This window comes from Acinetobacter sp. YH12117, from assembly GCF_013418865.1.
Classification (GTDB): Bacteria; Pseudomonadota; Gammaproteobacteria; order Pseudomonadales; family Moraxellaceae; genus Acinetobacter; species Acinetobacter indicus.
Genome location: NZ_VPBF01000010.1, coordinates 57758 through 82331 on the forward strand (window position 1 = coordinate 57758; position 24574 = coordinate 82331).

At 45.0% G+C, this 24574-nt stretch carries 29 protein-coding genes; 4 read left to right on the forward strand and 25 right to left on the reverse strand.

Going from position 1 to position 24574, the window contains the following annotated elements:
- Nucleotide 1: 1 nt before the first annotated feature.
- From smc to FTU55_RS05650, 3 genes are all read right to left on the reverse strand, one after another.
- Nucleotides 2-3454, reverse strand: coding sequence for a chromosome segregation protein SMC (smc, locus tag FTU55_RS05640; RefSeq protein WP_180046449.1), 3453 nt, complete (start codon nt 3452-3454; stop codon nt 2-4).
- Between the two features lie 10 nt (nt 3455-3464).
- Entirely contained in the window at nt 3465-4160 is a 696-nt protein-coding gene (locus FTU55_RS05645) for a GntR family transcriptional regulator (protein ID WP_005175922.1), read from the reverse strand.
- A 148-nt stretch (nt 4161-4308) separates the two neighbouring features.
- Nucleotides 4309-5118 (reverse strand): sulfite exporter TauE/SafE family protein, encoded by an 810-nt coding sequence (locus FTU55_RS05650; RefSeq protein ID WP_005175920.1) that lies wholly within the window; start codon nt 5116-5118, stop codon nt 4309-4311.
- Between the two features lie 29 nt (nt 5119-5147).
- On the opposite strand from FTU55_RS05650, the gene FTU55_RS05655 reads away from it, so the two are divergent.
- Nucleotides 5148-5906 (forward strand): biotin--[acetyl-CoA-carboxylase] ligase, encoded by a 759-nt coding sequence (locus tag FTU55_RS05655; protein ID WP_180046434.1) that lies wholly within the window; start codon nt 5148-5150, stop codon nt 5904-5906.
- Between the two features lie 9 nt (nt 5907-5915).
- Nucleotides 5916-6674 carry a type III pantothenate kinase gene (locus FTU55_RS05660; protein ID WP_016659855.1) on the forward strand — a complete coding sequence of 253 codons (759 nt, stop codon included), beginning with the start codon at nt 5916-5918 and terminating at the stop codon, nt 6672-6674.
- On the opposite strand, the gene FTU55_RS05665 is transcribed toward FTU55_RS05660, so the two are convergent.
- Nucleotides 6661-7227 carry an alpha/beta hydrolase gene (locus tag FTU55_RS05665; protein ID WP_005175903.1) on the reverse strand — a complete coding sequence of 189 codons (567 nt, stop codon included), beginning with the start codon at nt 7225-7227 and terminating at the stop codon, nt 6661-6663. The two genes, FTU55_RS05660 and FTU55_RS05665, sit on opposite strands and share 14 nt — an antisense overlap.
- 171 nt (nt 7228-7398) lie before the next feature.
- Nucleotides 7399-8808, reverse strand: coding sequence for a signal recognition particle protein (gene ffh / locus FTU55_RS05670; protein WP_005175901.1), 1410 nt, complete (start codon nt 8806-8808; stop codon nt 7399-7401).
- A 138-nt stretch (nt 8809-8946) separates the two neighbouring features.
- Between ffh and FTU55_RS05675 the strand changes: the two genes are divergently transcribed.
- Nucleotides 8947-9756, forward strand: coding sequence for an inner membrane protein YpjD (locus FTU55_RS05675; protein ID WP_016659852.1), 810 nt, complete (start codon nt 8947-8949; stop codon nt 9754-9756).
- A gap of 189 nt (nt 9757-9945) precedes the next feature.
- Here the strand turns inward: FTU55_RS05675 and FTU55_RS05680 are convergent, their stop codons facing one another.
- The 6 genes from FTU55_RS05680 to FTU55_RS05705 form a co-directional block, all read right to left on the reverse strand.
- Nucleotides 9946-10335, reverse strand: a complete 390-nt coding sequence (locus FTU55_RS05680) for a tautomerase family protein (protein ID WP_180046436.1) — start codon at nt 10333-10335, stop codon at nt 9946-9948.
- Between the two features lie 512 nt (nt 10336-10847).
- The gene (gene nadS / locus FTU55_RS05685) at nt 10848-11120 is read right to left on the reverse strand and encodes a NadS family protein (protein ID WP_004896911.1); all 273 of its coding nucleotides are present in this window, start codon (nt 11118-11120) and stop codon (nt 10848-10850) included.
- A complete protein-coding gene (locus FTU55_RS05690; RefSeq protein WP_004755868.1) occupies nt 11113-11433 on the reverse strand; it encodes a type II toxin-antitoxin system RelE/ParE family toxin in 321 nt (106 codons plus the stop codon). Before FTU55_RS05690 ends, nadS begins: the two co-directional genes overlap by 8 nt.
- 186 nt (nt 11434-11619) lie before the next feature.
- Nucleotides 11620-11817 (reverse strand): hypothetical protein, encoded by a 198-nt coding sequence (locus tag FTU55_RS05695; RefSeq protein ID WP_000476222.1) that lies wholly within the window; start codon nt 11815-11817, stop codon nt 11620-11622.
- A 66-nt stretch (nt 11818-11883) separates the two neighbouring features.
- Nucleotides 11884-12111: a hypothetical protein gene (locus tag FTU55_RS05700; RefSeq protein WP_168407436.1), complete on the reverse strand. Its 228-nt coding sequence runs from the start codon at nt 12109-12111 to the stop codon at nt 11884-11886.
- A 97-nt stretch (nt 12112-12208) separates the two neighbouring features.
- On the reverse strand, nt 12209-12424 hold the full coding sequence (locus tag FTU55_RS05705; protein ID WP_000071892.1) for a cold-shock protein: 216 nt from the start codon (nt 12422-12424) through the stop codon (nt 12209-12211).
- 430 nt (nt 12425-12854) lie between these two features.
- On the opposite strand from FTU55_RS05705, the gene FTU55_RS05710 reads away from it, so the two are divergent.
- Nucleotides 12855-13799 (forward strand): tRNA-dihydrouridine synthase, encoded by a 945-nt coding sequence (locus tag FTU55_RS05710; RefSeq protein WP_180046438.1) that lies wholly within the window; start codon nt 12855-12857, stop codon nt 13797-13799.
- 82 nt (nt 13800-13881) lie between these two features.
- Here FTU55_RS05710 and FTU55_RS05715 read toward each other — a convergent pair whose 3' ends face one another.
- The 14 genes from FTU55_RS05715 to FTU55_RS05780 form a co-directional block, all read right to left on the reverse strand.
- Nucleotides 13882-14286 carry an NUDIX hydrolase gene (locus FTU55_RS05715; protein ID WP_005175886.1) on the reverse strand — a complete coding sequence of 135 codons (405 nt, stop codon included), beginning with the start codon at nt 14284-14286 and terminating at the stop codon, nt 13882-13884.
- A gap of 78 nt (nt 14287-14364) precedes the next feature.
- A complete protein-coding gene (locus tag FTU55_RS05720; RefSeq protein WP_180046440.1) occupies nt 14365-16830 on the reverse strand; it encodes an AI-2E family transporter in 2466 nt (821 codons plus the stop codon).
- A gap of 180 nt (nt 16831-17010) precedes the next feature.
- Nucleotides 17011-17376, reverse strand: coding sequence for a 5-carboxymethyl-2-hydroxymuconate Delta-isomerase (locus FTU55_RS05725; RefSeq protein ID WP_005175881.1), 366 nt, complete (start codon nt 17374-17376; stop codon nt 17011-17013).
- A gap of 93 nt (nt 17377-17469) precedes the next feature.
- A complete protein-coding gene (locus tag FTU55_RS05730; RefSeq protein WP_016659847.1) occupies nt 17470-17814 on the reverse strand; it encodes a zinc ribbon domain-containing protein YjdM in 345 nt (114 codons plus the stop codon).
- 110 nt (nt 17815-17924) lie between these two features.
- On the reverse strand, nt 17925-18281 hold the full coding sequence (locus FTU55_RS05735) for a DUF488 domain-containing protein (protein WP_005175875.1): 357 nt from the start codon (nt 18279-18281) through the stop codon (nt 17925-17927).
- A gap of 4 nt (nt 18282-18285) precedes the next feature.
- Nucleotides 18286-18732: an SRPBCC family protein gene (locus FTU55_RS05740; RefSeq protein ID WP_180046443.1), complete on the reverse strand. Its 447-nt coding sequence runs from the start codon at nt 18730-18732 to the stop codon at nt 18286-18288.
- Between the two features lie 133 nt (nt 18733-18865).
- Nucleotides 18866-19246 carry a ribonuclease E inhibitor RraB gene (locus FTU55_RS05745; RefSeq protein WP_016659844.1) on the reverse strand — a complete coding sequence of 127 codons (381 nt, stop codon included), beginning with the start codon at nt 19244-19246 and terminating at the stop codon, nt 18866-18868.
- A gap of 164 nt (nt 19247-19410) precedes the next feature.
- Nucleotides 19411-20076 carry a pseudouridine synthase gene (locus FTU55_RS05750; protein ID WP_180046445.1) on the reverse strand — a complete coding sequence of 222 codons (666 nt, stop codon included), beginning with the start codon at nt 20074-20076 and terminating at the stop codon, nt 19411-19413.
- Nucleotides 20077-20620: 544 nt separating this feature from the next.
- Nucleotides 20621-21010, reverse strand: a complete 390-nt coding sequence (locus tag FTU55_RS05755) for a VOC family protein (protein WP_180046447.1) — start codon at nt 21008-21010, stop codon at nt 20621-20623.
- A 261-nt stretch (nt 21011-21271) separates the two neighbouring features.
- Nucleotides 21272-22312: an IS481 family transposase gene (locus FTU55_RS05760; RefSeq protein ID WP_004642076.1), complete on the reverse strand. Its 1041-nt coding sequence runs from the start codon at nt 22310-22312 to the stop codon at nt 21272-21274.
- Nucleotides 22313-22790: 478 nt separating this feature from the next.
- Nucleotides 22791-23051, reverse strand: a complete 261-nt coding sequence (locus FTU55_RS05765) for a hypothetical protein (protein WP_016659841.1) — start codon at nt 23049-23051, stop codon at nt 22791-22793.
- A gap of 99 nt (nt 23052-23150) precedes the next feature.
- The gene (locus FTU55_RS05770; protein ID WP_005175863.1) at nt 23151-23372 is read right to left on the reverse strand and encodes a hypothetical protein; all 222 of its coding nucleotides are present in this window, start codon (nt 23370-23372) and stop codon (nt 23151-23153) included.
- A 286-nt stretch (nt 23373-23658) separates the two neighbouring features.
- Nucleotides 23659-23802 (reverse strand): zinc ribbon-containing protein, encoded by a 144-nt coding sequence (locus tag FTU55_RS05775; protein WP_075167893.1) that lies wholly within the window; start codon nt 23800-23802, stop codon nt 23659-23661.
- 192 nt (nt 23803-23994) lie between these two features.
- Nucleotides 23995-24477 (reverse strand): hypothetical protein, encoded by a 483-nt coding sequence (locus tag FTU55_RS05780; protein WP_257222853.1) that lies wholly within the window; start codon nt 24475-24477, stop codon nt 23995-23997.
- Nucleotides 24478-24574 lie beyond the last annotated feature (97 nt).

Consider the following 24574-nt stretch of genomic DNA (forward strand, 5'->3'; position numbering starts at 1 on the left):
GTTATGCCTCCGCGACTAGACCGTATTCTGTAGCATCTTCTAGATTTACGCTGACTAATTTTGATGTTCCCGGTTCAGGCATAGTAACACCTAATAAATCGGTTGCCATCGTCATTGCCAGCTTGTTATGTGTGATATATATAAATTGCACCTGTTCGGACAGTTCCTGGACCAGGTTACAGAAACGTCCGACATTGGCATCATCCAGCGGTGCATCGACTTCATCCAGCACACAAAACGGTGCCGGATTTAAACGGAAAATGGCAAAGACCAGTGCCAGTGCGGTCAGTGCTTTTTCTCCACCCGACAACAGCGCCAGTGAGCTGTTGCGTTTACCCGGTGGTCTTGCCATTAGTTTTACACCCGATTGCCAGTCATCTTCAAGACTTAAACTGGCTTCACCACCATTAAACACTTTGGGAAACAGCGCCTGCAGTTCGGTATTAATCTGGTCAAAGGTGGTCATAAACAGCTTGCGCGTTTCCTGATCAATACTTTTCATGGCCGCCTGTAACTGGGCCACGGTTTTTTCCAGATCTTCAATCTGATGGCTTAGTTCGGCATAACGGGCTGAAACTTCTTCATATTCTTCTGAAGCCGCCAGATTCACCGCACCCAATTTATCAAACTGCGCCTGGGCTTTTTCCAGCTGCTGCTGATGGGCCGTTACATCAATGTTCAGCCCCGGAATCAGCTCGCTGTTTAAGGCTTTCAGCTGTTCGGAATAATGCTGCAAGTCAGATTTGGCCGCTTGCCAAGCCAGACGTTTTTCTTCCAGCTGGCTACGCAGTTTTTCATCCTGCTGCTGCTGTTGATGGCGCTGCTCGGTCAGCTGCTGCTGTTTGCTCTGAATCTGGTTCAGTTCCAGCTGCCATTCATTCCAGGTCTGTTGCAGTTTTTCCGTCTGCTGCTGCTGCTCGGCAAACTGGCTGGCTAGTGCCGGCAATTCCAGCTGCACCGGATCGACAAACTTTTTCGCCTGCTCCATTTGTGCTGCAATCTGCTGATGCTGGGTCTTTAAAAAACCACCATCTTTTTCCAGCAGTTCCAACTGCTGTGTGGCTTGTACTGACTGGCGTCTTAACAGTTCCAGTTCCTGCTGCTGTTGCTGATATAGCTGCTGCGCCTGCTCCAGCTGTGCCGTTAATTCTTCCAGCTGGAATTGCAGGGTTTTATAGTTTGGCAGCGCCTGTTCCAGCTTGAGACTCAGCGCATGCAGATCAATTTCCAGATCATCTTTTTGCATGGCATCTTCTTCCAGCTGCTCCTCCAGTTGCTGCAGCTGATGCTGTAATTGCTGCTTCTGCACGGCAAAGGCCTGCGCGGCGCTCTGGATTTTGGCAATCTGCAGATCCAGTGCCTGCAATGCCTGCTGCTGCTGTTTCAGCTGCGCCTGTTGTTCATGAAGCTGTTGCTGCAGCTGCTGGCACTGCTGTTGGCTGATGTTAAAGTCCTGTTCGGCCTGTTGCAACTCGGCCTGTTTCTGACTCAGTAGCCCATCAATTTCTTCCAGACGGATGCGATGGCTTAAAGCCCCCTGCGCCGATAGTGAGGCTTCATCAAACAGTAAACCAATTACCCAGTCCGGCCCGACCTGATAGCCATCTAGGGTTAGAATGCTCTGCCCAGCCTGTAACTTTGGCTGTAATTGCAGCGCCTGCGCTAAATCATCAGCCAGTGCCACCTGTTGCCATAAAGAAGAAGATGGCGATTCAATCCAGTCCGCCAGACAGCTTAAATTTGCCAGCTGAATCGGTGCGTGCTGGGCAGCAGGTTTTAACTGGCGTGCCAGACTGTCCTGAAAGTTGTCATCTGCATCAAGCATTTGCGCATTCAGCCATTTGGCCAGAAACTTCTCAATTAATGCCGCATGCGGTTTGGCAGCATCGTTCAGGGTTAGCACCTGCATTAAGGCGGTGTGCTGTAACTGCTGTTTGGGGCTGTTTTTAATCAGTAGCTGATTCAGGTTTTTCTGCTCGGCCTGGAGCACCTGAATTTCCGATTTCAGCTCAGTACTGCTATTTTTATGCTGATTCAGCAGGCTGTGCGCCTGTTGCAACTGCTGTTGTTGCACCTGAATCTGCTGCTCCAGCTCGGCCAGCTGCTGGCTTAACTGGGCTTTGTCCTGGTTCAGCTGCTCGACTTCATCGTGCTGGGCCTGACTTTGCAGCGAGCTGCTCTGCTGCTGCAAGGTGTATTTTTGCTGTTCAATCCGGCTGATATTTTTTAGCAACTGTTCGCTCTGGGCCAGCATTTGCAGTTTTTGCTGCTGCTGTTTTTCCACCTGCACCTTAATCTGCTCAAACTGCTGCTGCACCTGTTGCTGCTGGGCTTTGAGCTGCTGCACAGCCTGTGCCTGCTCTTGCGTGCTTTGCTCTGCCTGTTGCAGCTGCTCGGTATACTGTTCCTGCTGGCTGAGTACTGTTTCTAGCTGCAGATCAATCAGCTGCAGACGTTCTTTGGTCTGGGCTTTCTGTTCCTGCAACTGAGCCAGCGTACTGCTGTTTTGCTGGACCAGCGACTGTTTCTGCTCCAGAGTCATTTTCAGCTCAGCCAGTTTCTTTTCAGCCTGCTGCCATTCATTCTGTAATGGTGTCGATTGCTGAATCAGACGCTGGAACAGCTCACTGGTATTGCCCAAATCATGTTCCAGCGTGCTCAGTTCGGAACGGGTCAGCTTGAACTGTTCGCCCAGTTCGGTCATCTGCACAGTATATTCCTGCTGCAAACGGCTGCTCTGCTCGCACTGGAACGATAAAATTTCAATTTTGATGCTGCGAATCTGGCTTTCTAAAGTCTTGTACTGCAGCGCAGTTTCCGACTGGCGTTTTAGAGTTTTGAGCTGGCCTTTCAGTTCACTGGCAATATCTTCCAGCCGCGATAAATTCTGGCTGGTATGATCCAGATGCAGCATAGTTTCACGGCGACGGGCCTGATAACGCGATACCCCGGCCGCTTCTTCAATAAATACCCGCATTTCTTCCGGTTTGGCATCGACCAGACGGTTAATCATGCCCTGTTCGATAATGGCATAGGAGCGCGGCCCTAAACCGGTGCCGAGGAAAATATCGGTAATATCACGGCGCCGGCATTTGGTGCCATTTAAAAAATATTCTGACTTGCCATCGCGGTTAACCTGACGTCGCACCGCCAGTTCGGTATAGGCGTTATACGCGCCACCCAGCTTGCCATAGGTATTGTCAAAGCGCAGTTCGACACTGGCCATGCCCACCGGTTTACGCTTGGCGGTCCCGGTAAAAATTACATCCTGCATGCTGCCGCCACGCAGCTGACGCGCGCTGGATTCACCCATGACCCAGCGAATGGCATCAATCACATTGGACTTGCCACAGCCATTGGGGCCGACCACGGCCGTCCGGTTGGCTTTAAAATGTAAGGTGGTACTATCGGCAAAAGATTTAAAGCCGGAAAGTTTTAAGCTGCTTAAACGCATAATGTCCCGATCAACGGCGTGAGCGGCGTGCCCAGGCCAGTTCAATTTGTTTCATACGGGTCAGAGATTCCAACACCAGATTGCGCAAGTGTCGACAAAAATCATCCATAAATAAAGAGGCTTGTTGTGATTTTCGGATTAAAATTGCATCAATTACCAGTTTAAATAGATCAAACGATTCCTGTAACTCCCGACGTGACGTATTCAGGGTTAAAAAATAGCTGCGCCGTAACGACGGCAGCAACTCTTGATAGAATTTCATCAGGTACAGATTGGCCACCATATCCTGCTGCTGGGCCAGGGTTTGGAAAATTAGGTCATAAAATTTTTCGGTATGACCCTGCCGGTATTCGGCCTCAATCTGCTCCATCAGCTTTTGCAGCTGTTCAATTTCATGATGACGCCAGGTTTCCGCAATGCGCTGTACAATCTGCCCCAGCAGCAGACTGCAGGTATCAAACAGGGCGCGCACCTGCTGGGCCGACATTTCCGATACAATCGCGCCGCGCCGCGGAAAAATTTCAATCAGATGGGTACGTTCCAACAGCAGCAGTGCCTCACGCACCGAACCGCGACTGACATCCAGCTCTTTGGCAATACGCAGTTCCTGAATGCGCTCGCCCTCTACCAGCTCGCCACTAATAATCTGCTCGCCGATATGTTTTGCAATCTGTTCAGATAAACTGTCTGTTTCTTGTTGTTGCATACTGTTCCTGTGTTATTTTTATACCATGCGCGCAGTTGCAGCGGGTCTTTCTTATTGTCTTTTTTACTGGCTTAGCGACCAAATTTCCATGACATTGTCCGACAATTTTCTGTCGCTATAGCCAATTTTTAACCACACTCTCGGGCGCTTAAAAATAAGCGCTAAAGCCTTGGTAAATAAAATACAGACCGACGGTGGTCAACAAACCTGAAAAACATTTTTTTAGCATGGCCGGTGACAAAATATGTGCAACTTTTGCGCCAAGCTTGGCGGTCATAAAGCTCATCACGCTAATGCCAATAAAGGCATATAAATGTACATAGCCCCAGGTATTCGGCACGCTCACCTCAGACTGCTGGCCAAACCAGACAAAACCTAATGCACCAGCAATAGCAATCGGCAAACCGCAGGCCGCCGAAGTGGCAACTGCTTTTTGCATCACCACACCACAACGGTTCAGGAACGGTACGGTTAAGCTACCGCCGCCAATCCCGAAAATGGCCGAGGCAATCCCAATTCCGCCGCCAGCCAGCATTTGCGCACCGGTTGAAGGCAACTGACGTGAAGGATCAACCGGGGTATTTGAACCACGGAACATGCGATAGGCCACCCACACCGCAAAGAAACCAATTACCAGCTGCAAGCCCTGCCCCGACATTAAATCGGCAATCCCGGCGCCAAAAAATGCACCCAGAATTAGGCCGGGCGCCAAATTGCGAAACACATTCCACATCACCGCACCTTTTTTATGGTGCGCCGTGACCGAACTGATGGAAGTTACGATAATGGTCGCCAGTGAAGTCCCGACCGCCATATGCATAATCACGCTAGGATCATAATTCAGCTGGGTAAATACAATGTACAAAATTGGCACAATAATTAAGCCACCGCCCACCCCGAACAGACCTGCAGCAAATCCGGCAATTGCGCCAATCAGTAAATATATGATTAACTCCATAAATTATATTCCACTATTCTCAGATTCATATGGATGTAGAGACTCGACAGTTACAACAACAGCTCAGCGAAGCCGGACAGCTTCCTGAAGTCCTCATTTTAAAACCTGTGACTACATCAACCAATGATGATGTACGCGAGATTGCTCAAAAAGGAATACAGAGCGTTCTGGTCTGTAGCGCCCGACAAACACAAGGCAGAGGACAACGCCAACGGCAATGGGTGTCCCCAGAAGGAAACGTCTATTTAAGCACATTGCTAAATTTACGAACACCCGTAGATGGCCGTTTAGCCCTGGAAATTGCCTTAAATATTTTGCAGATGCCAAGCCTGCGCCAGCTGAACCTGCAGGTGAAGTGGCCGAATGATTTATATAGCCCGCAAGGCAAATGGGGCGGTATTCTGATTGAGCCCCTGTCGACCCAGCAGGTCATTGTCGGGGTGGGGATTAATCTGGCGCCAATTCCGGCCGAGCAGATTGGTCAGCACGCCACTTCCCTGGCCAAATTGGGCCTAAATGATATTTCCCGAATTCAGCTGATTGCCGAGCTGTATCTGGCCATTCAGCAGGCACAAGAATGGTTTAACCATAACAGCTATCAACTGGCTTCACGTTTTAATCATCATGCCGCTTTTCAGCAACAGCCGGTAGAATTTGAACATCATGGCGGAGTGGCCCAGGGGCTGTTTTTAGGCATTCAGGATGATGGTGCGATTCAGATTGAAACCGCCTCTGGCGTTGAAGTGTTTTATCAGGGCCGTTTACGCCCGCAAATGTCGGGACAGTGAGCGCAGCACATGAAAAATTTATGGTTAGATATTGGCAATACCCGGCTCAAATACTGGATTACCGAACATCAGCAGATTGTAGAACATGCCGCTGAACTGCATCTGCAATCTCCGGCCGATTTACTGCTGGGCCTGATCCAGCATTTTAAAAGCCTGAACCTGACCCATGTCGGGGTATCTTCGGTACAGGACCAGAAAAACAATGAACGGATTCAGCAGATTTTAAAATTCCTGAATATTCCGGTGATTTTTGCGCGGGTACAGGCCGAATATGCCGGTCTGAGCTGCGGCTATGATATTCAGCAGCTGGGGATTGACCGCTGGTTGCAGGTGCTGGCCGTGGCTGAAGCCGACAAAGATTTATGTGTGATTAGCTGCGGCACCGCGCTGACCATTGATCTGACTCAAGGCCATCAGCATCTGGGAGGTTATATTCTGCCCAACCTATATTTGCAGCGTGATTCTTTAATCCAGCACACCAAAGGCATCCGGATTCCAGAAGCGGCCTTTGATGACCTAAGCCCCGGCACCAATACCTTGGATGCTGTGCATCATGGCATTTTACTGGGGCTGCTCAGCAGTATTGAATATGTCATGCAGCAATCCCCGCGGCAACTGGTGCTGACTGGGGGGGATGCGCCGCTGTTTGCCAAATTCCTGCAGCATTACCAGCCCTTAGTCGAACAGGACTTATTGCTGAAAGGTTTGCAGCGCTATATCCAGCATTACTCCACAGCAAACGAGTCTACACCGCTTATTCCACAATAATATGAGGCAGAATTGCCTGCCAGACTTCCACCAGTTCGGTACAGCCTTGAGAGTCAATAAAATGTCCCTGATGCTGTGCCTCAATGGCTTTGGCATCCAGGCTACGTGCCTGTTCCAGACTGAATTTTGGCAGTACCCGGTCATCGCCAGCTGAGTAAATCACCACCCGATGCGCAATCTGGCGTTTTAGCAAGTCAAAATCAATTTTACAGGCATCAATAAAAGGATTGACCTCGTCCAGCCGGCCCAAACGGCCATTAAAGCCGGCCACCAGCACCACCTGTTTAATTTTCTGGGTTTTCAGTTTCTTGGTCAGAAAGTGCAAAGTGGCAATACAGCCCAGACTATGAGCAATGAAAATGGTGTTTTCGTCAATCTCATCGATCTGCTCATCCATTTGCCGCTTCCACACTTCCAGAGTTGGCGTTGGCGATGGATCGAGTCTTAACACTTTCAGACTGGCTTTTTGCTGGTCGGCATATTCCTGAATCCAGGGAAACCAGTTTTCATCCGGACTGGCGGTATAACCATGTACCACATAAATTTGTGCCATTGTTGTGCTCGCTGTTCGTTCCTGATGCACATCAGTGTGCCCGAAACAGCGCGGCTTTCGGGTAAGCGTCTGTTGGGTTTTCTTAAAGATCACCGCAGCACGTTCGCTTGAATCGCTTAAAAATGGAGAGCAACAAAAAGGCGCACCCGGCGCCTTGTTGTTTTGAATCCCTTATTTTTTCGGTTCTTTACCACCGAACAGCGGGCCCATACCGCCGCCACCACCAAACTGCTTTTGCAGATTGCCCAATGATTTCATCATTTTTGCCATACCCGATGGATTGGCAAATTTCTTCATCATTTTGGCCATTTGCGCATGCTGTTTAATCAGTTTATTGACTTCAGACACATCCATACCACAACCGGCCGCAATACGTTTTTTACGGCTTGGGTTCATCAGGTCCGGATTACGGCGTTCTTTGACGGTCATCGACTGGATGATGGCCTCCATCTTTTTCACCTGCTTCTCTGGGTTTGCCTGTGCAATCGCATCCTGAATACCAGAGTTACTCATGCCCGGCAGCTTGTCCAGGAAGCCCATCATACCGCCCATTTTATTCATTTGCTCAAACTGCATCAGCATGTCTTCAAAGTTGAAGCTGCCGCCTTTTTGCAGTTTTTTCGCCATTTTTTCGGCTTTTTCTTTGTCGATTTTGCGTTCAACTTCTTCGACCAGAGAAAGCACATCACCCATGCCCAGAATACGCTGTGCCACACGTTCCGGATGGAATGGCTCGAGGGCATCGAGTTTTTCACCCATCCCCAGGAATTTGATTGGCTTGCCAGTAATGGCACGCACCGACAGCGCCGCACCACCACGCGCATCACCATCCGTTTTGGTGAGAATGACACCGGTTAATGGCAAGGCATCATTAAAGGCTTTGGCAGTATTGGCCGCATCCTGACCGGTCATGGCATCAACCACGAACAGGGTTTCAGTCGGGTTAATCGCTGCATGCAGCGCTTTAATTTCGTCCATCATGTCATCATCGACATGCAGACGACCGGCGGTATCGACAATTAACACATCGGCAAACTGGATTTTTGCCTGCTCAATGGCACGATTGGCAATATCAATCGGGCGTTCATTGGCATTCGATTCCAGGAAAATCGCACCGACATCCCCGGCCACTGTTTGCAGCTGTTTAATTGCCGCTGGACGATAAACGTCGGCAGACACCATCGCCACTTTTTTCTTTTGACGTTCCTGTAAGAAACGTGCCAGCTTGGCTGCCGTGGTGGTTTTACCCGCACCCTGCAAACCGGCCAGAAGCACCACCACTGGTGGTTTTGCTGCAAGGTCAAGGCTCTCGTTGGCCTCGCCCATCATTTTGGTTAATTCGTCATAAACGATTTTAACGAATGCCTGACCCGGTGATAACTGTGTCATCACTTCCTGACCTAATGCCTCTTCCTTAACTTTCGCGATGAATTCACGAGTTACAGGTAACGCCACATCGGCTTCAAGAAGTGCCATACGTACTTCACGTAACGTATCTTTAATATTGTCTTCGGTTAGCTGCCCTGAGCCAGTAACATTTCTTAAACTCTGCGTGAGTCGTTCTGTTAAGGTATCAAACATTGCAAAATCCGCTTAAAATAGCCATCAGCAAAAAAATGTTTCTTAAAATAGAAAATTTATGCATAAGATGCTATAGGATACTGTAGTTCGCATCGAATTTATATAAATGAATATTCATCATCCTGAAAAAGGTTTGACATGAGCAGTCTCCCCTTGGTTTACACGATTCTGGCATTAATCGCTTATACCACTTCGTTCTGGTATTTATTTATGCATTTAATGTCCAAGCGTGCTCCAAACCATTGGTTTATTGGTATTGTGCTGGGCTTGGGTTTATGTTTGCACGCCGCTGTGCTGTATAACGACATGCTGCTGCCGATGGGCATTAACTATAACGTGTTTAACCTGATGTCCTTTACCTCAGGCTTAATGCTGTTATTAAGTGTGCTGTTTAGTACTTACCGGCCGGTGATTGCGCTAAACCTGATTGGGATTCCAGTGGCCGCAACCGGCCTGATTCTGGGGCATTCCTTTAGCGGTTTAAACCTGTTTGTCGAAAACAATTCTTTAGGTCTGGATATTCATATCCTGCTGTCGTTATCGGCCTATGCGGTCTTGCTGATGGCCACCATTCATGCGGTCTTGCTCTGGTTTCAGAACCGGGAGCTGAAAAACAAACAGAAACGCCGGATTTGGGTGAATTTGCTGCCACCGTTTCAGGCCATGGAAGAGCTGCTGTTTGATATGCTGATTGCCGGCTTTATCCTGCTGACGCTGGCATTGGGTTTTGGTTTCCTAACCATTGATAACTTCTTTGCCCAGCACTTAGCGCATAAGACTGCCTTTAGTATTATTTCCTGGTTTATCTATGGCGCGCTGCTGTTGGGCCGTTATAAATTTGGCTGGCGTGGCCAGAAAGCCATTCGCTTTACCATTATTGGCTTCTTCTTGCTGGCGCTTGGCTTTATTGGTTCCAAGTTTGTGTTACAGATGATTTTGGGCAAGTAAGATGCTTTTGTTCAGTTTGCCACATTAAAAGCGTGGAACAGTGATTAAATAATAAGCGTGAAACATGATAAATTATTAAAAAAGCCCAAGTATCCGTACCTGAGCTTTTCACCATACAATAAGACTATGATTTATATGGAATAAAAAATAGTATTTCGTATAACGTGTATTATGTTAATTTTAGGAAATTTAAACATTTACCTTATAATTTAACTGTAGTTCATCCGCATTTTCCCCTCTAATGCCCCAGTTTTCTTTAGGGGTTTCAAATATAGTTATCTCAACATCATTTAAATCAATACCACATAGATTGTTTATATTTTCGAATAGAGTCTTAATAAATGCTTTTTTAGTCTCTTTTGTTCGTCCATCGAACATGGAAATTTCAATAATTATATAAGATGTACTGCGGTCTGCTGGATATATAAAATTTTTGGATTGTAGTGGAATAAAACGTTGAAACCTTTTTTCTTCAGGGTATTTTAATTCTTTAACTAAAGCCTGATGGATAGCTTTACTTAAATTATCACGATGTAATTCTATAGTTTCATCTAAAGCATAAATTTTTATCTGTGACATTACTTTCTCTAAATTAAAACCCTAATTTTAGCTTAATCTCCTCCCTCCCATTTAACATAATGGCGATTATACGAAATGCATTTGTATAATAATTTAAAAATCAATTACTTAGAATTTTAACCGTGATCACAAAAACAGCAGAAATCAACTTTTGTAATAAGTTGGTGAGTTTTTAAGCGGATCTGTAACATTTCGCCAGTAAAATTGACTAAAAAAACGATCAATTTGGCAAGCAGAGCCCATTTCATCGGCTTTCAGGATCCGAAACTACCCCCAATTGCTGTGGATAAAATTTAGCCTATTTTGTAGGTTAGAACGCACAAGAATATCGGCTATTTGCGGCTATTCTGAAAACTGGAGTTTTCCTATGATGAACTCATCAGGAACAGGAAGTTCCATAACATAAAACAAAAATTATAAGTTATTGCACATGGACCAGAGGGTACAACAGCACAATCAGCAACGATGAAAAACCCCGGCAGGATGCCGGGGTTTTTTTATTATCTAAACTTTTAAATCAGAGTTGGATGGGCATCCAGAATGCGAATTAAAGTCGCTGCAGGACCAGTCGGATAACGACGGCCTTGTTCCCAGTTTTGCAAGGTTCTCGCACTGATATGTAAACGTGCAGCAAACTCTGCCTGGGTTAAGCCAGTTTTCTCACGTACTTCTTTAATATCTGGTAATTCAAGCTCAGTCACTCGGCTTGCTTTCATTTCATTGCGTTTGATGGCACCAGCTTCTTTGATTGAAGCAACCAGGTCATCAAATAAGTTGTTATCCATGAAATTGCTCCTTCACTAATTGACGTAGGATCGAAGTCTCTTTGTCTGTCAGATTATCTTTCGTAGACTTTGGATAAGCCACTAGGAAAAATATCTGATCATCTTCTGTGACCCAGTAATAGATCACACGGATACCGCCACTTTTACCTTTATTACCTTGAGCACAGCGTACTTTACGAATGCCACCGCCATTCTTGATTAAGTCACCTTTATCAGGCTGTACCAAGAGATCTTGCTGGAGCTGACGATACTCTTCATCACTTACAAGCTCTTTGATTTGCTTGGTAAAAATACTGGTTTCAATGAATAGCATAGGTTTGAGTACGTCAATGGCGTATAAGAATTTTAGCAGTTTTAGAATAAAAAAACGAGAGCTGTGAACTCTCGTTTCGCATAAGCAAAGGCTTACAAATATAAATATTAGGTATAAAAAACCCGCATGATAGCGAGTAGGTCCTGATATTTCATTCAGACTATAGATTTTATAAAAACTATATTTCTAGATGATTTTAAATATTTTTCCACTTAAGGTACTTTGAAAAAGCATTTCAAAACTAGGTCGAATATCTTCACCATCAACGGTGATATGTTTTATATTCAAATGAGATTGTGTGTTGGCAAACTCATGATCCACTGTGGCTTGAATAGCGTGTTTAACGCCAAACTGGTCTTTTACGCTGAGAGTCTGTTTAAACATATATATTTCCTTAAAAAAATTGCAGTGGAAATCCCACATAAATTATTGATGTTTAAAAATTTATCGCTAAGAAACTTTATGATTTAATTTAAATAGCTGATTTAGAGAAGTGTAAAATGTACGGCCATCCAAATTTAAATCAACTTCTATTCCAGATTCCAGTAGAACTCTTTTACCTACTTCGACTTGTTTTAAACCTTGACGTGTATTTTGCATTTTATGTAGAGGAATTAATGAAACAATAATTTCAGTACCATTTTTAGATTTTGCAATTAAATCATTTACTTTTAACAACTTATATCCTATTTTTTAGAGATTTTTTCAATTTTGAAAACATTTTAAAGCATAAAAAAAGCACTTATGAGTGCTTTTTATTACTGCTTATTATTACTTAGATAGCAACAATATTTACAGCATTCGGTCCTTTTTGACCTTGAGCTACACTGAATTCAACTTGCTGGCCTTCAAATAAGGTCTTGAAACCTGAACTCGCGATTTCGCTGAAATGAGCAAAAACGTCTGGACCTGATTCTTGTTGAATGAAACCAAAACCTTTAGTTTCGTTAAACCACTTAACAGTACCTTTAACAACATTTGAGTTTGACATAATATATCCTACTAATTTTTAATAATTTTTTAGTCATTTTATTGACTGATTAATAACTTTGAAAATAATAAAGAATGAGACTTAAAATCTAAAAAACGAAGGATTATGACTAAAACTGCGATACTTAAGGAAGATTTACCGAAACAAGACTTTTTTCTAGTTAAGTTAAATATACAGTAAAAATAAAAATAATCAAGTTTTTTTGATATAAATATTAATTTTTCTTATAAAATCTATATTTTTTTTAAAAATTAATTAAATTCAATAACTTATTTATTATATTATTTAATATTTTCTTTAACATAAAATTTCTTATTCGAAATATAAAGGCTAAGCCTTATCTCGCTCTACAATACTTCAAAGACCTTTTCCTAGACATCTTGGTAAAAAAAACGTATAACACCGTTTTTCAAATTAACAGGTGAACGCGTTGAAACTTGTGCTTGCACCCATGGAAGGCTTAACCGATCCGATCATGCGTGATGTCCTCACGTCTGTCGGCAGCTTCGACTGGTGTGTGACTGAGTTTATTCGGGTCACCGACTCAATCCTGCCCGATCATATCTATCACAGCTATTGCCCGGAATTATTGAACGGCGGTAAAACTGCGGCTGGCACCCCAGTGCATGTGCAGTTTCTGGGCAACAACCCGGACATGCTAGCCGCTAATGCAGTCAAAGTTGCAGCCATGGGCGCACCAGCGATTGACCTGAACTTTGGTTGTCCGGCCAAAACCGTAAACCGTCATCGTGGCGGTTCGGTCCTGCTAGATGAACCGGAAGTGGTACATGAGCTGGTCAAAGCTGTGCGCGATGCCGTGCCGGCACATATTCCGGTTTCTGCCAAAATGCGCTTAGGCTATATGGATCGCAACTTCATGCTGGACAATGCCCATGCCATTGAAGATGCAGGCGCCTCCTGGGTCACGGTCCATGCGCGCACCAAAGCCGATGGTTATACCCCGCCGGCCTTTTGGGATCAGCTGGCCCCGATTCGTGAAGCCTTGAAGATTAATGTGATTGCCAATGGGGAAATCTGGACCAATGCCGATGCCAAACAATGCCAGTTAGAATCGGGCTGTGAAGATTTAATGATTGGTCGTGGTGCCGTCACCACCCCTGACCTCACCCAATGTATCCGCCAGAACTCTGATGCACCCTTACTGAGCTGGCAAGATCTGCTTGATTTGCAAATCCGCTTTATTCACGGTCCGGCCAAAACCGAAATTGGTATGCTGGGGCGTTATAAACAATGGCTGGGCATGATGTCAAAGCATTATCCGGAAGCCAAAGCGCTGTGGGATGAGGTTAAACGCATCAAAAAGCTGGATGAGATTATTGCCACCCTGCAAGCCTCGCAACACGCAGTACCCTGAGCCAAACATTGTCGCGGCTGTTTACAGGGCTTGTCTAACAGCCGTTTGATCACTTTTGTGTAATCATTTTGCAAGCCGCAGGTTAAAAACTCCGGCTGATGACATTGCCCTGAAAATTCAGACAATCTTCTACCCGAGTCCGCTGAACCGGCGCCAGTTGCGCCAGATCAAACCAGCGATATTCGGCATGTTCATCGCTTAGCTGAATCTGTGCATCTTCCGGTACATGACAGCGAAAAATAAAAGCATGGGATTGCACCGCTGCATGAAAATACACACCCGACAAATACCCCACCTGCACCTGACAGCCAATTTCTTCCTGACATTCCCGAATTAAGGCCTCGTGGATGGTTTCCCCCATATCCAGCGCGCCACCCGGTAAGCCCCAGGCCTGATCGGCATAGGTAGCTTTAAGTAACAGCACCTGCTGCTGGGCATTACAAATTACCGCATGCGAACTTAAGCGATAAAAATCATGAAAGGCCAACGAACTGCTCTCCCCTAGTTTTAAACGATAACCTAACGGCCAGATGCAAACAGCCGTATGTGGACAAGGATGCAATCATTAGGAATCTGTCACCACGGCCTGACTTAAATCGGCCTGGCCCAAACGCTGGATTTCCTCCAGCTTCTGTTTGCGTAATCGCTCACTGCTTAAGGTCTCCTGTAAATCCAGCGCCAGTGCTTTCAGCAAATCCAGATCTTCTTCAGACATCTGCCGCACCTGCTTGTCCAGAATACATAAGCTGCCTATGGCCAAGCCCTGTTTGCTTTGAATTGGCACCCCGGCATAAAAACGGATTTTCTGTCTGGCCAGATGAGGATACTGCCGGAAGCGTGGATCACGCTGAATATCTTCAATGACCAGCGCTTCATTCTGATAAACCAGATGGGTACAAATCGATTCTTCACGGCGCTGCGCTGCGTGGATCGGCGACTCCACCGCTTCTGCCAGCGGACTAGCCGGAGTATGCACCTGCCCGGCATCGACCAGCGAAATCTGGGCATATTTCACATCAAAGGCCTGCCGCGCTTCTTCAATATACTGGCTGTAAATTGGCAGCAATTCCGACTGCAATAAATCCAGTTCATGCAAAGCTTGTAAACGTTCAGCCTCATTGTCATGCATCAGTGCCGCCGCCGGGTTTTCCCCTTGTGCCATCAGCAGCATATCCATATTCAGCATCAGTTCATTCACACTATTCACCACAGCTTCAGGCTGAAACAGACGCTCAATCTCATCACGCAAATGCGTCGACTGATTGCCCAGCAAAGCAAACACCAGTTTGATCTGCGGTTTTAGTGTGCGTATCCGGTGGTTCAACAGGCGGATTTGCGCCATCGGTTGCTGATGAAAAATAGTGATACAGATGATGTCGGTCGATTCCGGCACGGCACTCAACACATCCGAGCGCGATTGAATCAAGGCATCGGCATGGCTACAGGCGGCAATCTTTTTCAGGTTCAGACCATGGGCCAGCATGGCAGAGGCCAGCACATCCACCTCCCAACGTGCCCCCAGACACATGACTTTGGGGTTGTTCAGTTCGGTCTGTAGCGGATATTGCTGCTGAAATTCATGATTAAACCGTTTTAAACCCTGATGCATGCGCAAACGGTGTTCGGCGCTGGCCTCGGTATTATGGACCTGCGAAAACAGGCAAATCGCAGGAATCGCCACTTCATCATAGAAATTATTGATTTTCCGGACCAGCGCTTCTTTATTCGTTTTTTTCGGCAGCTCCTGCTGGATATATGCATTAGCCACATCCAGCGCATCATGTACTTCATCGGCCACCAAACGCTGATAAAAACGTTCGGGCGGTGACAGCACCGGGGCACTGCCAATTAACACTTTGACAAAGCCCAACGCCGGAATATAGTGCGACAGCACCAGCAAACAGGCCGTTAACGGTGTTGATAAAATCAGACCAATTGGTCCCCAGATTAAGGTCCAGAAGGTGGCAGCCAGAATAATCGACAAGGTAGTCAGGCCGGTACTTTCGCCATATAACCACGGCTCAATGATGTTATTACTGATCAGCTCCAGCAGCAGAATCAGGCCCAGCGTCCAGAGGAACATATTCCAGCCTGGATCCACCGCAAAAGCCAGCGTTAACGGGAACACCGCAGAAATGATCGGGCCGACATAAGGCACAAAGCGCAGCACCACCGCCAGCATGCCCCACATGATGGCCGCAGGCACGCCAATAAACCACAGTCCGGCTGCCATCGGAATGCCATAGGTGACATTGACCAGCAATTGCATGCGCAAATAGGTACCAATGCGCTGGCCGGCTTCATCCAGCACATCGGTACCAATATTCAAATTACCGCCAAGCAGACGCAACAAGCGGTCATGCAGATCTTTACGGCTAATTAAAATCAGCACCACAAATAAAAATACGATACCAATGGTGGCAATCGGGCTTAAAATCTTGCTGCCCCACGCCATGGCGGCATCGGAAGGACTTTGCTCCAGTCCGACCACCTTGACATTCTGCACACCCTTTTCCTGCTCGACCTGATTGATGCCTTCAAACGAGCTTTCCACCGTATCGAAAGTGGTTTTGGCCCCATCCCAGGCACTAGGGCCAGAGGTTAGCGATTTCACCGTATTCAGTTTTTGCTGAATGGTGTCCTGATATTGCGGTAATTCCTGACTTAAATCCTTGAGCTGAAAACCCAGATAACTGCCCAGTCCAGCCAGCACACTAATGGTGAAAATCATGACAATGGCAATCGACGGCAGCTGTGGCAGCCCCCATTTTTTTAGCCGTGACACCAGCGGTTCCAGCAAAAATGCCAGCAAAATAGCCAGTGCCAGCGGAATCAGCACATCCTGACCAAAATACAGCGCCGCAATAATCACCGCGCTAATCACAAAACCGGCCATCACCCGGACAATATTCTGGGTTTCAATATCCCGCTTGACCCAACTGGCGGCAGATTTTTCCGGCTTCCAGTGATGGGGACGCGGCGGCTTCGCTTCGGGCTGGAGCAGACCCGGTTTATTGTTCTGTTTTCGCATGGCTGGGCACATCCTGTTGCTCTTTATTTATTATTTACGAGCTTCGGCTCTTTATTTCAAATAGATTCCTGTAAAAAAACGCCTAATTTCAGCAAGAAACAGCACAGAAGATGAAGATGGGAAAGTATTGAAAGCAGCAAAATGCCACATACACAACTGTGCCATTGCAAGGGAAAAATATTAAGGATGAATGATGGCTTTGCTGTAAATATCCGGGTCCATTTCCAGAATTTCGACACACAGTTGCAACGTCAATTCATTCTGTGGCGGCAGATAATCCTGCAACACCTCCAGCACGGTCCGGGAAATTTCCTGCTTTAGGGCGGTACTACGGCCTTTTAAAATCGAGATTTTGGCATGCACATAGGCCTGTGCGCTTTCATCCAGTCCAATCACATAGTCCTGCTGGCAGATGGCGCGACTTTTAATATCAGAGGCATTAGCAAACAGGCCATTCTCGACCAGCGTCCGGTTGATACGACTGAGCAAAGGCTTCATTTCAAGCGCCTGCAGCTGATCTGAATATTCAAGATGGATATGTGGCATCAGCCTTCTCCCGATATGGTGCAGATGTGATCTTAAAAATTCAGGGTTTTACCCTGCTTCAAAGCAAGATAAAACCCAAGAGAAACAGTGCGATTATGCTTTTTTCACATATTCCGATTTCAGTTTAATTGCGCCAATACCATCTACTTTACAGTCAATATCATGACCATCTGATGCTTCTGGCAATAGGCGGATATTTTTCACTTTGGTACCCACTTTCACCACAGAAGATGAACCTTTAATTTTCAGGTCTTTAATCACCGTCACGGTATCGCCATCGGCCAGTACATTACCATTGGCATCTTTAATGATGGCGCCGGCCTCGGCTTCTGCCTGCTCCCCTTCTTTCCATTCATGTGCGCATTCAGGACAAATCAGCAAGTCACCATCTTGATAGGTATATTCGGACTGGCATTTTGGGCAATTCGGTAAAGACATAAAAACCTCGAAACGAGCAAAATAAAAAATATAAAGGTCTACTATAACATTTATATTTTTCATCACGTTAAAATCCCTAACCGGTTTAGGGATTAATAACAATATTTGTGTTATTTGCCCGGGTGTTCCAGCAGCTGTTTAAACACCTGCAGATGATTATGCTGTTCGTTTTCTGCTGCGGTTAACAGGGTAATTGGTCCCTTCTGCGCCAGTTGCCGGATTTCCTCCACCGCGTCCAAATGCTGCTGCAACTCTTGCCGATAACGCTGCTGAAACTCGGGCCAGTGCCGCTCAGTATCTTCATGGAACCATTTACGCAGTTCGGTCGAGGGGGTTAAATCCTTCGGCCACAGGTCAATCTGGGCATCGGCTTTTTTGATCCCGCGCGGCCAGATCCGGTCCAGCAGAATCCGGGTACCGTCCTGCTTGCTTACAGCCTGATAAATACGTTTGGTAGCAATGGGCATGGTTTTACTCATCCGGAATGTCAGGGGTCACCAGCAGGCTGAGTAAATCCAGACATTCCTGCCAGCCCAAATAACAGCCATCGACGGGAATGGCATCGGGCAGATTGTCCTGCTGAATCCAGACTTCGGTTCCGACCGATACCGCCTTAAACTCAATTGTGACCTGAATCAGTCCGGGTAAATCCGGGCTATCAAACTCATCCTGATAACGCAGTCGCTGCTCGGGAATCACTTCCAGATACTGCCCGTGAAAACCGTGGCTTTTGCCCGTGCTCAAATTACAAAAGGCAATTTTATATTGACCGTTGACCACGGGTTCAAACTGTTCAATCTGCACGATAAAACCATGTGGCGCCATCCATTTGACTAAAGCATGCGGATCGACAAAGGCCCGATACACCCGTGATAACGGCGCCTGAAATATACGGTGTAACTGTACGCTGTGTTGCATGACATCACCTGTTGACAGCGAATAATTTTCAGTCTACGCCTTCTGCCTTGGGCCTGTGTATGACTTTGGTTGAAGCGAGCGTAAAGCAAAAAAGCATGCGCTCCGGCATGCTTTTTTGTACTAGAAAATGGGGTTAAACTGGATAGTTTTCTTCTTCGTCTTCATCATCATAGACATAGGCCATGCAGCCCCAGCCATCATATTCACCCTGGAACTGGTTGGCGATTTTGGTGAACCATTCTTCTAAATCAACAATATCGGCATAGGCCGGTTCCATATAAACATAAATGGTAATAATCCATTCGGTCACACCAGAATCATCATCCTGAAATAAAGAAATTTTTTGTTCTTCATTTAACAGAAATAAGGCACAACGTTCAGCCTGTTCCTGGTCGGTAAAGGCAATCGAATATTCAATTTCATGTGCCTCGTCCAGATCATCACCATCTTCATGCATTTGCCAAAGTACGTTGCCGTTGTCGTCATCTGGAAATTGTTCATAATCGCGTGACATCATTTTGTCCTTGTTCTGTGTTGTTGTTCTAATGGTCAGCTTACCCTAATTTTGTTGCAGTTCCGAGATAGAGCGCTTAATTTTTTTCTGTTCTATCATCCTGATCTCTATCCGGATCGGCAATCCCCTGTTTTGGGGAGAGCACTCCAAATCGGATCAACTGCTTAAAACGGCACCTGTCCATGAATTTCAACCGCGGCACCGCTTAAAGGCTGAGTAAAAGCCAGATAACTGGCATGCAAGGCCATGCGTTTTAGGGGACTGCGTGCAGGTTCTGGATGATACAGCTTATCGCCGGTAATTGGATGGCCGATATACTGCATATGCACGCGTAGCTGGTGTGAACGTCCGGTAATTGGGGTCAGCAATACCCGGCTGATGTCCATCTCGACATTATAGTCCAGTCCCTGATATAAAGTTTGTGCCGGCTTGCCCAGTTCAAAATGCACCATCTGACGCGGCCGGTTTTCCCAGTCGGTAATTAATGGCACCTCAACTTTGCCATCTCCGTCGAGTTTGCCCTGTACCAGGGCAATATAGTGCTTGGTCACGGTGCGCGCCTGAAACATTTTACTCACCGCTACTTCTGCATCACGATGTTTGGCAAACATCAGAATACCCGAGGTGGCCATATCTAAACGATGGGTAATTTTGGCCTGTGGATAGCGCGCCAACACGCGTAAATAGGCACTGTCCTGATGCTCCGGCAACCGCCCCGGCACCGACAGCAAACCTGCTGGCTTTTCAATCACCACCAGATCATCATCTTCATAGACCAGGACCAGTGGCTCTTGCGGCGGGCAATATACAAAGTTGTCGTTTAAAGGCATGGCGGTACAGCTTGGGAGTCGAAAGCGGGCAAAATATCAAGCGGCCAATCTGCTGTCAATCTATTGAGAAGATAGATATTTAATCTGGAAGCTACTGGAGAGAAATAGTTTTTATTCTCTGGTTTTTCGAGTTTGATTTTTATAGTTCATTGTTCTGGTCATGCACGGAATTTTTTAGGGTGTCAGGGAAAACTTGCTGTTTACTTCAACTATCATCACGTTGTACGTCATGATCTTATAGCCTATAAACTTCTGATCTATAGCGTCCTAAGCCGAATCGAGACCTTTTGGGTGAGTACTGCACTCGCGTTTTGCGCCGCTGACAGCATGCTACTCTTTTCGATCCCGTCACACCCTTGAGAGATATAGTAGTCAAAGCCTGCCGAAATTGTTTTCCGAAGATCAGTCAATTTAAAATATTTTCAGGAAATTTTCCCTAATAAAGCTTAATCACAAGAAATTTTTATACACTAGGTTAAATTCTTCATTTTATTTTGCAGAAAATGGCGATTTTAAGAGAATTTATCTAAGTGATTATGATGGCTCAAGACAGCGGCTGCATCAGTTGAATTAAATTACCACAGCCATCTTCCAGCACGGCAATTTTCACATTGCCAGCCAGCATCGGTGCTTGAGTAAAAACCACACCTAGCGCGAGTAAACGCTGATATTCTGCCTCAAGATCGTTGACCTGAAATGAGGTATAAGCAATACCATCTGCCTTGATGACGGCTTTAAAGGCTTTCGCTGCGGGATGCACATCCGGTTCTAGTAGCAGCTCAACACCATCTGGCTGCTCGGGAGAAACCAGCGTCAACCAGCGATATTCACCCACCGGGACATCCTGTTTTAGCCGAAAACCAAGTATCTGAGTATAAAACTGCAAGGCTTTTTCCTGATCATCGACTATAAGACTGGTGACATAAATTTTCATTGTTCTGCTCGGTAGTTTTTATTTTTTATAGCATAGCTGCTTTCAGTACCCTGTAGGATTCTGGCAAATAAGGTTGCGATAACTGAAAGGAAAATGAAGGTGATTTAAACGAATATAGTGAAATAGGAATAACAAAAAGATAAAGAAGAATAGAGATGTTGAAATTTTTATTTTTAAGGGAGCGGGAAATACTTCAACTATTAAAATGTACTAGCTCAAACCTGATCTGACAGTTACCCATTTTTTATTGTGCCTGTCAGGTTAAATTTGAGCTAAATTTTTCTCAGCCCAAATCCGTTTTCCATCAAGTAAAGTTTCAAGTGGTGTACGACCACAGCACATTTTTCCTTGATGAGTTCGTTCAGTATTATAGAATTTCAGCCAATCGTCTAGATCAACTTGTAATTCTTCCAATGAGCTATAAAGCTTCTTCCTAAATGTAATTTGATAGAACTCCTGCAAAATCGTCTTATGGAAACGCTCACATATACCATTTGTTTGCGGGGAAGCTGCTTTTGTCTTCGTGTGATCAATATCATTAACTGCCAGATACAACTCATAGTCATGTTGTTCTACCTTACCGCAATACTCAGTACCTCTGTCTGTGAGGATGCGAAGCATTGGTAAGTCCTGAGATTGATAAAATGGCAACACACGATCATTGAGTAAATCAGCCGCTGTAATCGGTGTTTTTGTTGTATAGAGCTTGCAATGAACGACCTTGCTATAAGTGTCGATGAATGTTTGTTGGTAGATTCGTCCAACACCTTTGAGATTCCCGACATAAAAGGTGTCTTGCGCGCCTAAATAGCCTGGATGAGCTGTTTCGATTTCACCACAAGCAACGTCATCCTCATGCTTACGTTCAAGTGCCGCAATCTGCTGATCATTTAATTCAATACCATCCTGTGCCACTTTAGCCTCAAGTGCTTTTAAACGCTTCTTAAAGTTTTCTAAATCATGACGAAGCCATATAGAGCGAACCCCACTCCCTGAAACGAATACACCCTTCTTGCGTAATTCATTACTCGTACGGTGCTGACCATATGCGGGATATTGAATTGCGAAATCAATAACAGCCTGTTCAGTAGCATCATCTACACGGTTTTTTAAATTTGGTACTCGACGGGATTTATTGATCAGTGCGTCAATATCACCAGACTTCACTAACTCTTGATAGCGATAAAATGTATCTCTTGAAACACCCATCACTTTGCATGCTCTGGATACATTCTGAAGCTCTTCAGCTAAATTGAGCAGACCTACTTTGTGTTTAATGATTTGATTGTTAGTATGCAACATAAGAAAGTTACCTTTGTTTGATTAAGATTTCGACACCTTTATCAAAACGGGTAACTTTCTCTTTTTCAAGAAGAATGTACGATCAAGTCTGAACTAATACAATTAAAACTTGGTAAGTTCTAACTTTTTGCCTATAAACTTCTGATCTATAGCGTCCTAAGCCGAATCGAGACCTTGTGGGTAAGTACTACACGCACGTGATACGTTACTGGTAGCAATCTACTCTTTTCGATCCCCTTTCACCCTTGAGCAATAGAATAGTCAAAAGCCGGCGGGATTGTTTTCCTAAGCTACGGCGTTTTTTCATCTTTTTGATAATTTTTCTCACATCAAACGGTTTAGATAGAATTTTTTATTTTCAAGCTGCCATAATCATGATTCTTTTTCATGATTCCGTATTTTTCTGGAATATTCAGGCATAGATTATTCTGCCCGGTTCAGGACATTGCAGATCTTTAATCGTGAGGTATCGAGCTGTTTAAAATAACTGTCCTTGAATGAGCTGGGCGCTAAACCACCAGCCACTTAAGGCTGACATGCCACAGAGCAAATTGGCCAAGACTTTATTCAGTTTAGATAAGGTCGATTGATAAATTTTGATATTCAGCATGTAAGCCAGCACGGCATAAACCACCCCAATGGCACCACCAAACAGCACCAGCAGTAACGGCCAACCCGCCAGCAGATGCGCCTTGACCGGCAATTGAGTATAAGAATCGGCAGCTTGAGAGTTTGACATGGCTTTGCTCCTGATGATTTTTCTTTAAAACCAGCATCCACCCGAAAGTGGATGTGGCGCTCCTAGGAAGCATCATGAAGCAAAAAACAGGCCAGTTATTTATTTTAAATACAGCCAGCGAGTATAACGGTTGATATAGGCATTCAGCCCATCGCCATATTGGGCCAGCTGTTTCATATTCTCGACATGCTGCACACCGGCGCTGGCATAGCTATAAGTATAGACCCTGCTATTTTTACGGAACTGAACCCGAATAAACTCTTGACCAATTTCATAATTGGCCACACCAGAGTCATGGTTAAGATCAAGATAATGTTGCAAAGACTGCACCTGAAATATGCTATATGTCTTATTCAATATGAGGATTAATGGCTATTTTTCAAACAAAACCAAACAATAAACACCTTAATTTTTATTATTCCTTTTCAATAAGATAGAACCTCAAACCCACTCAATTTGTATCTTGATTTTGTGCTTTCTTTTTGTAGGGCTTCAACTGTTCTAACACCCTGAAAATTCAGCATATTTTTATTGATCCCATTAAAAAGCCCTATCGTGTGATAGGGCTTTCATTCAAAACAGAGGGTAACTGTTTGAGTGCTGTTGCTTAGGCATTCTTATTGTTAAATTGATTGCCTTGGCATTTGGTACACGGGGGTAAACGGTCTGTACCAATTTCTAAGTAAACGCGATGTCCGCATTGGACACAAAAATAGAAGCCTGTTCCTGGCTTGTCGCCTGCAGTTACCATCTTTGTTCTCCGTATGATTTAGAAATGGTCTATTCAGTATAACCAATCTGTGATGATTGTCTATTGTCCATTTCGACGAGTGATGATGGCGTTTGGGCGAAGGATAATTTTGATAGAAAATTAAGCTGGCTTTACAGAGATTTGGTTATTACTGACTATTTGCTAAACCCATATTTAAAAAACATGTACTGTTTACGCTGCACAATAAATCATTGGAAAGACTCCAGCATCTTTAGCTGCATGGGAGAATGATGAGAGAATCCATAACCACTGTGTTATATTTCCTCTTACTTTCTGCCCCTGTTTAATTTTATTAAATTCGGCTTCGATATAAGATTTTGAAATAAAATTACATGCCAAAATACATTTTCTATGCAATTTTGGATTTTTTAAAATTAAATTAATATCATTTTCAATATTACCAGAACTCTTTCGGATTCTAGAAATATTTGTTTGAACTCCTGTGCCTTCCCCATTAGCTCCTTTTCCACTCTTATAAAAGCCTGCTAAACTATTAGAATTTTTAAAAACTATTTGCTTACTAGTAAAGTGCATATTTCCAAGGTTTTTAATTCCTTGACCTACTACATCTTGCAATTGACTCGCAGAATTTGTTACATCTTTTGAATATTTTGAATGTATAAAGGCTTTGTTGCACAAAGATTTGAAATGCAAAGCGCCCCTAATTGAGCCAAATTTAAGGCGTAACTTGGGTAAGTGGGCGACCTAATTCCGTAAATCTGTTAAGGACTGCTACACGTGCATGGATCTC

Bases quoted from the DNA above. Each gene is read 5' to 3' on its own strand.
- FTU55_RS05650 (WP_005175920.1), bottom strand. From the start codon at position 5,118: ATGGAGTTAATCATATATTTACTGATTGGCGCAATTGCCGGATTTGCT.
- nadS (WP_004896911.1), bottom strand. From the start codon at position 11,120: ATGGATAACAACTTATTTGATGACCTGGTTGCTTCAATCAAAGAAGCT.
- FTU55_RS05750 (WP_180046445.1), bottom strand. From the start codon at position 20,076: ATGCCTTTAAACGACAACTTTGTATATTGCCCGCCGCAAGAGCCACTG.
- FTU55_RS05725 (WP_005175881.1), bottom strand. From the start codon at position 17,376: ATGCCACATATCCATCTTGAATATTCAGATCAGCTGCAGGCGCTTGAA.
- FTU55_RS05775 (WP_075167893.1), bottom strand. From the start codon at position 23,802: ATGGTAACTGCAGGCGACAAGCCAGGAACAGGCTTCTATTTTTGTGTC.
- FTU55_RS05705 (WP_000071892.1), bottom strand. From the start codon at position 12,424: ATGTCAAACTCAAATGTTGTTAAAGGTACTGTTAAGTGGTTTAACGAA.
- FTU55_RS05695 (WP_000476222.1), bottom strand. From the start codon at position 11,817: ATGTTTAAACAGACTCTCAGCGTAAAAGACCAGTTTGGCGTTAAACAC.
- FTU55_RS05760 (WP_004642076.1), bottom strand. From the start codon at position 22,312: ATGTTGCATACTAACAATCAAATCATTAAACACAAAGTAGGTCTGCTC.
- FTU55_RS05765 (WP_016659841.1), bottom strand. From the start codon at position 23,051: ATGTCAAACTCTCAAGCTGCCGATTCTTATACTCAATTGCCGGTCAAG.
- ffh (WP_005175901.1), bottom strand. From the start codon at position 8,808: ATGTTTGATACCTTAACAGAACGACTCACGCAGAGTTTAAGAAATGTT.
- FTU55_RS05655 (WP_180046434.1), top strand. From the start codon at position 5,148: ATGGATGTAGAGACTCGACAGTTACAACAACAGCTCAGCGAAGCCGGA.
- FTU55_RS05730 (WP_016659847.1), bottom strand. From the start codon at position 17,814: ATGTCTTTACCGAATTGCCCAAAATGCCAGTCCGAATATACCTATCAA.
- smc (WP_180046449.1), bottom strand. From the start codon at position 3,454: ATGCGTTTAAGCAGCTTAAAACTTTCCGGCTTTAAATCTTTTGCCGAT.
- FTU55_RS05690 (WP_004755868.1), bottom strand. From the start codon at position 11,433: ATGCTATTCATTGAAACCAGTATTTTTACCAAGCAAATCAAAGAGCTT.
- FTU55_RS05645 (WP_005175922.1), bottom strand. From the start codon at position 4,160: ATGCAACAACAAGAAACAGACAGTTTATCTGAACAGATTGCAAAACAT.
- FTU55_RS05665 (WP_005175903.1), bottom strand. From the start codon at position 7,227: ATGGCACAAATTTATGTGGTACATGGTTATACCGCCAGTCCGGATGAA.
- FTU55_RS05755 (WP_180046447.1), bottom strand. From the start codon at position 21,010: ATGAAAATTTATGTCACCAGTCTTATAGTCGATGATCAGGAAAAAGCC.
- FTU55_RS05680 (WP_180046436.1), bottom strand. From the start codon at position 10,335: ATGTCACAGATAAAAATTTATGCTTTAGATGAAACTATAGAATTACAT.
- FTU55_RS05740 (WP_180046443.1), bottom strand. From the start codon at position 18,732: ATGCAACACAGCGTACAGTTACACCGTATATTTCAGGCGCCGTTATCA.
- FTU55_RS05745 (WP_016659844.1), bottom strand. From the start codon at position 19,246: ATGTCACGCGATTATGAACAATTTCCAGATGACGACAACGGCAACGTA.
- FTU55_RS05735 (WP_005175875.1), bottom strand. From the start codon at position 18,281: ATGCCCATTGCTACCAAACGTATTTATCAGGCTGTAAGCAAGCAGGAC.
- FTU55_RS05720 (WP_180046440.1), bottom strand. From the start codon at position 16,830: ATGCGAAAACAGAACAATAAACCGGGTCTGCTCCAGCCCGAAGCGAAG.
- FTU55_RS05675 (WP_016659852.1), top strand. From the start codon at position 8,947: ATGAGCAGTCTCCCCTTGGTTTACACGATTCTGGCATTAATCGCTTAT.
- FTU55_RS05660 (WP_016659855.1), top strand. From the start codon at position 5,916: ATGAAAAATTTATGGTTAGATATTGGCAATACCCGGCTCAAATACTGG.